Source organism: Hungatella sp., assembly GCF_046966825.1.
The window spans coordinates 1-9,123 of the sequence record NZ_JBKVCZ010000196.1 but is presented as its reverse complement, the minus strand read 5'-3'; the positions used below and the strand labels follow the sequence as shown (position 1 = coordinate 9,123).

Below are 9,123 nucleotides of genomic sequence, written 5' to 3'. Positions count from 1 at the left end.
ATATGCGCCCACAGGCATTCCCGCGCCGATAATCTTGCCGTAGGTAACCAAATCCGGCGCCACTCCAAATAAGCCTGCCGCTCCGGTAAAGCCCAGACGGAATCCCGTGATGACCTCATCGAAAATGAGCATGGCGCCATACTCATCGCAAAGACTGCGAAGCCCTTCTAAAAAGCCATCAGCCGGAGGAACCACGCCCATATTCGCGCCTGCCGGCTCCACGATAATCGCTGCAATCTCATTCTTCTCCGCTTCGAGGAGACTCTTCACACTGGCTAAATCGTTATAGACAGCAATCCTGGTATCCTGTGTACAGCCAGACGGAACTCCGGCGCTGTCCGGAACTCCGCTCGTCATGACGCCGCTTCCGGCACTGACCAGCATAGCATCACTATGACCGTGGTAACACCCAGCAAACTTGATTATCCCGTTTTTCCCCGTGAATCCGCGTGCAGCACGCACAGCGCTCATCACAGCCTCGGTACCGGAGTTTACCATACGGATCATATCGATATGGGGAATCCGTTCACAGATGTATTCCGCCATTTCCACCTCACGCTCTGTCGCGCAGCCAAAGCTCAATCCCGATTCGCAGGCGCGAATGACCGCCTCCCGGATCCGTTCATCATTATGGCCCAGAATCATGGGACCCCAGGAACAGATATAGTCCGTATATTCACGCCCGTCCACATCGTATATCCGGCAGCCGTCTGCTCTACTTATAAAACGTGGGGATTCCCCAATCGCGCCGTAAGCCCTTACCGGGCTGTTGACACCGCCCGGAATCACCTTCAGGGCGCGCTCAAATAACACTTCAGATCTTGAACTCATCCGATTCTCCCTTCTTCCATAAAGCCTGCCAGTTCCTTCGCAAAATAGGTCAGATAGATGTCTGCTCCGGCACGGTATGTTCCAGCCGCCATTTCACAGATAATCTTCGCCTCATCGATATATCCCATTGCGGAGGCCGCCTTAACCATGGCATATTCCCCGCTGACGGAGTATGCCGCCACGGGGAGAAGTGTACTCCTCTTCACCTCTTCAATCACATCCAAGTATGCAAGCGCCGGTTTCACCATCAAAAGATCAGCGCCCTCAGACGCATCCAGCAAGGCTTCCTTGATCCCTTCTCTTCGGTTATGGTAATCCATCTGATATCCTTTCCGGTCACCGAAGGACGGCGCTGAACCTGCCGCCTCGCGGAACGGCCCGTAAAACGCGGAAGCATACTTCACCGCATAAGAAAGGATAGGGGTATCCCAGTGCCCGCTATCGTCGAGCTTTCTCCGGATGGCCCCTACGCGGCCGTCCATCATGTCTGATGGTGCGACCATATCCGCCCCCGCTTCCACATGGGACAGCGCCGTTTGGGCCAGAAGTGAAAGTGTGCTGTCATTGTCCACCTCACAGCCGCACAACAGGCCGCAATGGCCGTGGGAAGTATATTCACACAGGCATACATCCGTGATTAAATATGCTTCCGGGAACCGCATTTTGGCCTCCCGAAGCGCCCGCTGAACGATCCCATCCTCCGCGTATGCCTGGCTTCCCACCTCATCTTTCTTATTAGGAATACCAAACAGCATCACTTTATCCACACCAGATTCCAGAACCTGATTTAACGCAAATAAGAATCTGTCAATGCTATAACGGTACTGTCCCGGCATGGACGGAATTTCCTCTTCCACATTGATCCCCTCCCGCACAAACATGGGATAAATGAGAGAACTCTTATCCATTCTTGTTTCCCGCACCATTCTCCTGAGCGGTTCATTCTTTCTCAGCCGTCTCGGTCTTACATTCATGTCCATCTTCCGTTTCCTCCAGTCATATCAGCATTCTCCATAGAGTCCCTCAAGTGCTTGTAAACATGCTCTGAAGGTCTCCTGATCCAAAGATTCCTTCAGACCGAAAAGCATCTTATTTACTACTTTTGCGGCCGCCGCATCCACAGCTTCCAGTAACAGGTTGCTGTCTTCTTCACCCAAAGGCGCTTTTTTATATATCTTTTCGATTCTGACATTTAGATCATTCACCGCACAGCTCTTAATTTTCTGAATTTCAGTGATCACATCGCGGCCTGATAACCAGCCGTAGAACTCGTCAATATATTTTTCTAAAATTGCTCCGGCCTGGCCAAAGCTTTCCGCCATCTGTACAGAAAGTGACGGCGCCTGGAAGCTGTCCATGTCATAAAGTGTAATGCGGTCGAGCATTCCCACTTCCTGCTCTATATCTCTCGGCACCGCTAAATCAATCATCACTACAGGACCCAAAAGGCCTGCCTTTTCCACCAGTTCCTTCGTAATGGTATGATTAGGGCTCGATGTGGCCGACACCACCAGGTCACATTTGCCGAGCAGTTCCGCACGTTCTCCGTAGTTGATCCGTTTACACCCTTCCGGAATCTTTACAACACCACTCTTATACTGACGGACAGTAACGGTCACATCTGCATTTTTCTCCTTCAGGGCCAGGGCAGCCACCCGTCCCATCTCGCCGTTTCCAATCACCATGCAGTTCTTTCCTTCCAGGGAAAATCCCTGTCCCTCCAGAAACCGGATCGCATAGTCAATGACGGAGGAATTTCCTCTGGAAAATGTGACTTCAGACTTCACTCTTTTCGCCGCAGTCACAGCCATACGAAAAAGGACCTCCAAAAGTCCGTCTGTGCAGTATTCCTCTCTTGCCAGCGCAAGGGCATCCTTTACCTGAGTAATGATCTGGTCTTCTGCGAGAATCTGGGACTTAAGTCCACTGGATAAATAAAATAAGTGTTCCACCGCCGCGGTGTCTTTCCGCTCTGTAAAATACTCTCTAAACTTCTCTCCTGAAATCCCCTTTTCTCTGCACAAAAAATCATATAGTGAAATGGAATATTCCTCCCGAATGCTCACATACAGCTCGGTCCGGTTACATGTAGACAGCACCACGCAGCCTGCCACGCCTTTTTCTGCTTTAAGCCGATGCATAAACTCAGCCGCATTCTTTTTCGTAAAGGCGAATACGGAACGAATGTCTACGGCTGCCCTGCTGTGATCAATTCCTATCATAAAAATTCCCATTTTTCTCACTCCGTATCATGTAAAAATATAAACACTCATCCGAAACCGCCCCACACGATTTATAAAGGAATATGAATCATTTTTTGTTGTTTCCGCGGCGCACGGCAATATTTAGGAAAGCCCTTCACCGCGCCCCAGCGTAAAGTAAAGAATCACCGCGATTACAAGAGGCGCCAGAAATCTCACGATAAAACTCCACGTTCTCCTCATCACCATCGGATATCTTCCCTCCGATTCGATCTCCTCCACCGCGTTCTTCGTCCCCCATACCCATCCGACAAACAGGCAGAAGGCCAGAGCGCCCAGAGGGATCATCAGGTTGTCCGTAAATTTTTCCATCACTGCATTCATCGGCAGCATGGTAAAGCCCTGTGAAAAATCGAGCCACGGAAGCTTAATGCCTCTCGCATCGGACTGCGACAGGGAGTATCCGGCGCTCAGCACCGTCATCGGAACAGATAAGACAATCGTGGATTTCAGCCTGCTGAAATGAAACTCTTCGCTGATAAATGCCACACAGCTTTCCAGAATACTGATCGCACTGGTCAACGCCGCAAAGAACAGCAGGATAAAGAATACCAGTCCGAACAGCCTGCCGCCCGGAAATCCGGCAAATACCTCCGGCAGCGCCATGAAGGCAAAGCCGCCGCCCATTCCCAGTCCCTCTGCTCCCAGCGTGACAAACACAACCGGGATGATCGCAAAGGCCGCCAGGATAGCCACCATGGTATCCAATGCGCAGATGCTGACCGCACTCTTCACCAGATGATCGTCCTTCGGAACATAGGAACCGTACGTCACCATGATCCCCATGCCCACGGAAAGGGAAAAGAAGGCCTGTCCCAATGCCCCTACCAGCGTGTTGCCGTTAAACGACTCCGGCCGAATGGTCAGCATAAAGGTAAGTCCCTCTTTCGCCCCCGGAAGCGTGACTGCCCGGATCACGCAGGCCAAAAGGAGGAGAAACAGTGCCGGCATCAGGACCTTGCTGACACGCTCAATTCCTGAAGACACGCCCTTTACCACCACATAGATACAGAGAAAAAGAAATGCCGCTCCCCAAAGAAGCGGTTCCACCGGCTTCGCAATGAAGTCCGCGAAATACGTCTGGTACGGATTCGCCGCTGCCCCAAAATGCGCGCCGCTCACATAGACCCAGATATATTTCATCACCCATCCGCCAACAATGCTGTAATAAGACATAATGACAAAGAGAGTCAGAACGCCGATTCCTCCCACGAATGTGAATCGCTTATCCAGCTGCCGGAACGCCCCGATCACATTTTTCTGCGTCCTCCTTCCGATTGATAATTCCGCCAGCATTACCGGAAAACCAATCAGAGCGACGATAATGATATAGCAGAGAATAAACGCGCCTCCGCCGTACGTCCCCACTTTTCCCGGAAACTTCCATATATTGCCCAGGCCGACGGCAGAACCTGCCGCCGCCAGTATGAATCCCACGTTGCTTGCCCACTGGCTTCTCTTCTGATGCATAGTTTCCTGTACTCCTCTTGTCTGTTCGTTTTGTTATTCCCGCGAGCAACGAGTCAGGCGGGCGCGCTTGCGGGTCCACCTGACGACTGCCGCGGGGTTTTTGACTTACAGCAGTATAATAAGTGCGGCTGTAATCGCTGCGATGCTTATGATGATGGAGAGGGAATTGACCGCGCTCGCCATCTCTACATCTCCATTCAAGGCCCCCGTAAATGCCGGAGCGATCGAGGCCACCGGCCCCAGAGACACGATTGCCAGAGTCTGGCGCACTTCCAGCCCGAAGGGGGCAAAGAAATAAAAGCCAACCGCCATCAGAACCGCAATGCCGTAGCGCATCACGAGAATCTGCACGATCTGTGCAATTTTTTCCCGGTCCATGTGGATTTCAAATCCGATCCCAAGCATCAGGAGCGCCAGAAACGCATTGGCGCCGCCCGCTGTATCCGCGAAGCTGATCATCACTGCCGGAAGCTGCAATTTTAAAATGCTGAGAATTGTCATGACGATATATGCGTCAAACGGAATCGAGGAAAAGAGCTTCTTCGTCATTCCCGGGAGAGACGGCTTTTCATCCTCTCCCACCACCATACCTGCCAGTGTAAACGTCATCCCCGTACACATAATGGAGTTGCCCGCGTCAAACAGACTGGTGGCCGCAAATCCCACAGGGCTTAAAAAGCTCTGCACAAAGGGCATGGTGAAATTTCCGATATTGTAGCCCGACATATTGAGCATGGCAAAGGCCCTCGTCTCCTTCGGCTTTCTTATATTGATCCCATATCCGACGGCGATCGTCACAAAATTGCAGAGAAGTCCGATTACGCACATGGCAAGCAGTGAATAATCCATGGTTATCTTGCTGAAATTCGATACAATAGCCGCCGGCAGTGTTATTTTAATCACGATATTGGAAATCAGGTAAAAATCCTTTGCGTGAAAAAATCCCACCCGCTTCAGAATATAGCCCATGGCGATGATTGCAACAAACGCAAACGCTTTTGTCAGTACTGCTGTCATATCCAGTCCCCTCCCGGCCATTGATCCCGGCCATCTTTTGCTTCTTATTTATTTCTTTCTTTCAATCCACATTCTGAGTCCAGAATACAAAACTCAGAATGACATAGTAGCTATGATACCATTAAAATTTGCACACAATTTTCATCCTAACCTGTTCTGAACATTTTGTAAAGAGTAATTTACGAATCCGTTTCAATTTCTTTGTCCATATGCATTGCATAAGAGACATCCGGCCTCAGTTCCGCCTCCACACGCTCAAAATTCTCCTCCAGAACCGGAAACGGAGGCCATGCGTAATCGCAGATCAGCTGCAGCGCCGCCTCTTTCACGGAAAGCGTATTGTCACTGACGATGACCACCTGAAGAAGGTCCACAATGGCGTCCTGATACGGCAGCTGATACCCAAACCACGGATCCAGAAAACGGTCCAGACAGAAAAGAAGGCTCTCCTTCTTCCCCATATCCGTTCCCATCAGGACATTCCTTATGGCCTCTATCCCGCTCTTCACAATCTCCATCTCAGCATCGGTATAAGTTATGTAAGACATCTGACATCTCCCGCCTTCCTCTTATCATGACAAAAGGAGCTGCCCACTGATTACCCAGCGAGGCAAGCTCCATCAAAACTTGTCTGTTCCGGTTCTTTTATTCTGTTCCCATTATTTTGCTGCTTCCCATTCCCGATGCCATTCCGCCACCAGACTGCTGTCTTCTCCGCATATCGAGGCAGCTTCCTCCGCGCTAATACCTTTGGCAAACAGATTGACTGCTACTTCATGCGCTTTCTCTAAGGTACCTTCCGCTCTGCCTTCTTCTTTACCTTCCCTGCGGCTCAACTCCTTTTCATCGGCAATATGCCGCTGCTCATCATATTCCGTCAACAGCACCTCGAACACCTCCGCTCTGTGGATCGACAAAAATTCCGCCAGTACTCCATCCCGGATACAGGAATCCATCACGTCCTCAATCGCCGTCCCGAGCGCCGTTCCATCCTTCGTCCTCTCCCTGATACGCGCCACGAATTCCGCATACTCCCTGAGTGTCGAACACTGCTTCATCAGCCCCTCATTATGACCGCGATTAATATTCATCATAATCGCCTTAAACTCCATACACGGCTCCAGTTCGGAATGAACGCGGGAAAATGCATCCGAAAGCTTCAGTTCGATGTAATCCGGTTCCTCCTTCAGACCATTATAGAACACATAAAATTGAGGAATCGGAAGCGTAATCAGCCTGCTCCCGTAGAGATTAAGTCCATTCTGCTCAATGTACCTTCTGTATTCCTCTACGATATATAATGTGCCGCGAACCGGCATATTAGGATTCCAGGTCGACTGGTGCTCCCAGAGATTTAAAACATCATCAATCAGAAATGCGAGATCATTCTTCATCTTCATGTAGATTACATCATCCAGCGTATTGATCTCAAGCTCTTCAGGGTTGGTATACTCTGAGTGACTGATCGCGTTATACAGGGAAAGCAGTTCCTCTTTCCGGCTAAATACCATTCGAAATAATCTGTCTTTGTATTTCTTATTCACTTTTACCATATTCCTTACCTCCATTATACTGAAACCAGTTGTACTTTTCAACAGATTTTTTAACCATTACCATAGAGGCCCCTAATATCCGATACCCTGCGAAAGCCTGCATCCAGTAACGATAAACAGACCACTCCCTTTCTTTTATTCAATTTCTGACCCCAATTCTATATTCCCTGTGAACGCTTCGGCCGAACAGCCATGATGCCAGTAACTGGCATTAGATCTCCAGATATAAATGGAAATTAATAAAACAACTATACCATAATCTCAAACAAAAGGCAATCCAAAAGCCTTATCGAACCTTCCGGGTGGTCCGGGGAGCAGGAGGGACGGGAGAACGAACGTTTTCCTTTTCCCGTCTTTCTGCTTTAGGGCGTCCCCCCCCCCTGGCTTATTCAATCACATGAATCCACCCTTCAGGCGCCTCAATTCTTCCCATCTGAATCCCGGTCAATGTATCATACAGCTTCTTCGTCACTTCTCCCATCTCGCTCATACCGCTCGGCAGGCAGATCTCTCTCTCATGATCCACAATCTTGCCCACAGGAGAGATAACAGCCGCAGTACCACACAGTCCGCATTCCGCGAAGTCCTTCACCTCTTCCAAAAGCACTTCTCTCTCCTCCACTTCCAGTCCCAGATAGTCTTTGGCAACCACCATCAGGGAACGGCGTGTGATCGACGGCAGAATACTTTCAGACTTCGGAATAACTACCTTCTTATCTTTAGTCACAAAAAGGAAATTGGCTCCGCCGGTCTCCTCCACCTTCGTTCTGGTCGCGGGGTCTAAATACATATTCTCGTCAAATCCGGCGCGGTGGGCTTCCATGATCGCATGTAAGCTCATGGCATAGTTTAAGCCTGCCTTGATATGGCCTGTGCCATGAGGCGCCGCACGATCGAAATCGCTGACACAGATGGTGAGCGGTTTCACGCCGCCCTTGAAGTAAGGACCTACCGGTGTGGTAAGAATCCGGAACTGGTATTCATCAGCCGGCTTCACTCCTATAACCGGATTGCTTCCAAACATGTACGGTCTGACATAGAGCGTCGCTCCGCTTCCAAATGGCGGCACATATGCGGCATTGGCCGCCACTGTCTTCGTAACGGCCTCCACGAAACGCTCCTTCGGGAATACCGGCATCTCAAGCCTTCTGGCGGAATTCTCCATACGCTCTCCGTTTAAGTCCGGGCGGAAGGTTACGATACGGCCATCCTCGGTAGTATATGCTTTCAAGCCCTCAAAAATGGTCTGCGCATACTGCAGAACACCTGCACACTCATTTAATACAATATTCGCATCCTCGGTCAGAGTACCCTCATCCCAAGCTCCGTCTTTAAAATTGGATACATATCTTTTATCTGTCTGCATATATCCAAATCCTAAATTTCCCCAGTCGATGTTTTTCTTTTCCATACGTATCTTCCTCTTTCCCTCGTTGATTTGTTTCCTGATTCATTTTTAATTCAATTCTTAATTTTTTTCATTATTATACTTTTCCATATAAAAGTCAAGACATTTTCCTCAGGAGCCAAAGATCGAATAAAAGCCATAACTCTGAGTTATATAACGAGGCAGTTCCATTCTAACGGTTTTCATTGGATTCACGGTCTGACAGATAATCAGATTGCCTGTCATCGTCAGAAGCATGCCGGCATCCGATACTTCCATTCCAATCTTTTCTTTCATAAAATCATACATCTGTCTCGTCGCGGCCCGCCAGGCGCCTTCCACATCTTCCGCCGATGCGATGGTGATCAGACGGTCCTCCGTCTCGATCATGGGATATGGGACGCAGTACTCGTTCCGAACCACATCGACGCGAACCGTAGCCCGGCCTTCGATCTCCAGGCCGCAGTCCTCCACTTCCCCGTCGCCCATGATGGCATGAAAATCTCCCATGGACAGAAGGCCGCCCTCGGCAAAGACAGGAAGGTACAGCACGGCGCCCTTTTTTATCTGGGTGCAGTCCATAATTCCGCCGTGATCCATGTGA

The 9,123-nt window shown here is 49.9% G+C and carries 9 protein-coding genes; all 9 read right to left on the bottom strand.

Going from position 1 to position 9,123, the window contains the following annotated elements; translation table 11 throughout:
* Nucleotides 1–831, bottom strand: an 831-nt coding sequence (locus ACLTD4_RS31530; RefSeq protein WP_412331867.1) for a glutamate-1-semialdehyde 2,1-aminomutase, incomplete at its 3' end; no start/stop codon positions are given.
* Nucleotides 828–1,811, bottom strand: coding sequence for a porphobilinogen synthase (hemB, locus tag ACLTD4_RS31525; protein WP_181988556.1), 984 nt, complete (start codon nt 1,809–1,811; stop codon nt 828–830). The genes ACLTD4_RS31530 and hemB, both read right to left, overlap by 4 nt.
* 21 nt (nt 1,812–1,832) lie before the next feature.
* The gene (hemA, locus tag ACLTD4_RS31520; protein ID WP_117621712.1) at nt 1,833–3,065 is read right to left on the bottom strand and encodes a glutamyl-tRNA reductase; all 1,233 of its coding nucleotides are present in this window, start codon (nt 3,063–3,065) and stop codon (nt 1,833–1,835) included.
* Nucleotides 3,066–3,176: 111 nt separating this feature from the next.
* The gene (locus tag ACLTD4_RS31515) at nt 3,177–4,562 is read right to left on the bottom strand and encodes a sodium-dependent transporter (protein WP_117621711.1); all 1,386 of its coding nucleotides are present in this window, start codon (nt 4,560–4,562) and stop codon (nt 3,177–3,179) included.
* Between the two features lie 105 nt (nt 4,563–4,667).
* Complete coding sequence (locus tag ACLTD4_RS31510) at nt 4,668–5,579, bottom strand: AEC family transporter (protein ID WP_055653059.1); 912 nt, start codon at nt 5,577–5,579, stop codon at nt 4,668–4,670.
* A gap of 179 nt (nt 5,580–5,758) precedes the next feature.
* On the bottom strand, nt 5,759–6,127 hold the full coding sequence (locus ACLTD4_RS31505) for a hypothetical protein (protein ID WP_117621710.1): 369 nt from the start codon (nt 6,125–6,127) through the stop codon (nt 5,759–5,761).
* A 111-nt stretch (nt 6,128–6,238) separates the two neighbouring features.
* Entirely contained in the window at nt 6,239–7,132 is an 894-nt protein-coding gene (locus ACLTD4_RS31500; protein WP_117621709.1) for a hypothetical protein, read from the bottom strand.
* A 385-nt stretch (nt 7,133–7,517) separates the two neighbouring features.
* Nucleotides 7,518–8,570 carry a branched-chain amino acid aminotransferase gene (locus ACLTD4_RS31495; RefSeq protein ID WP_320991386.1) on the bottom strand — a complete coding sequence of 351 codons (1,053 nt, stop codon included), beginning with the start codon at nt 8,568–8,570 and terminating at the stop codon, nt 7,518–7,520.
* 81 nt (nt 8,571–8,651) lie between these two features.
* The coding region (locus ACLTD4_RS31490) for an acetamidase/formamidase family protein (RefSeq protein ID WP_412331866.1) at nt 8,652–9,123 on the bottom strand (472 nt) is incomplete at its 5' end.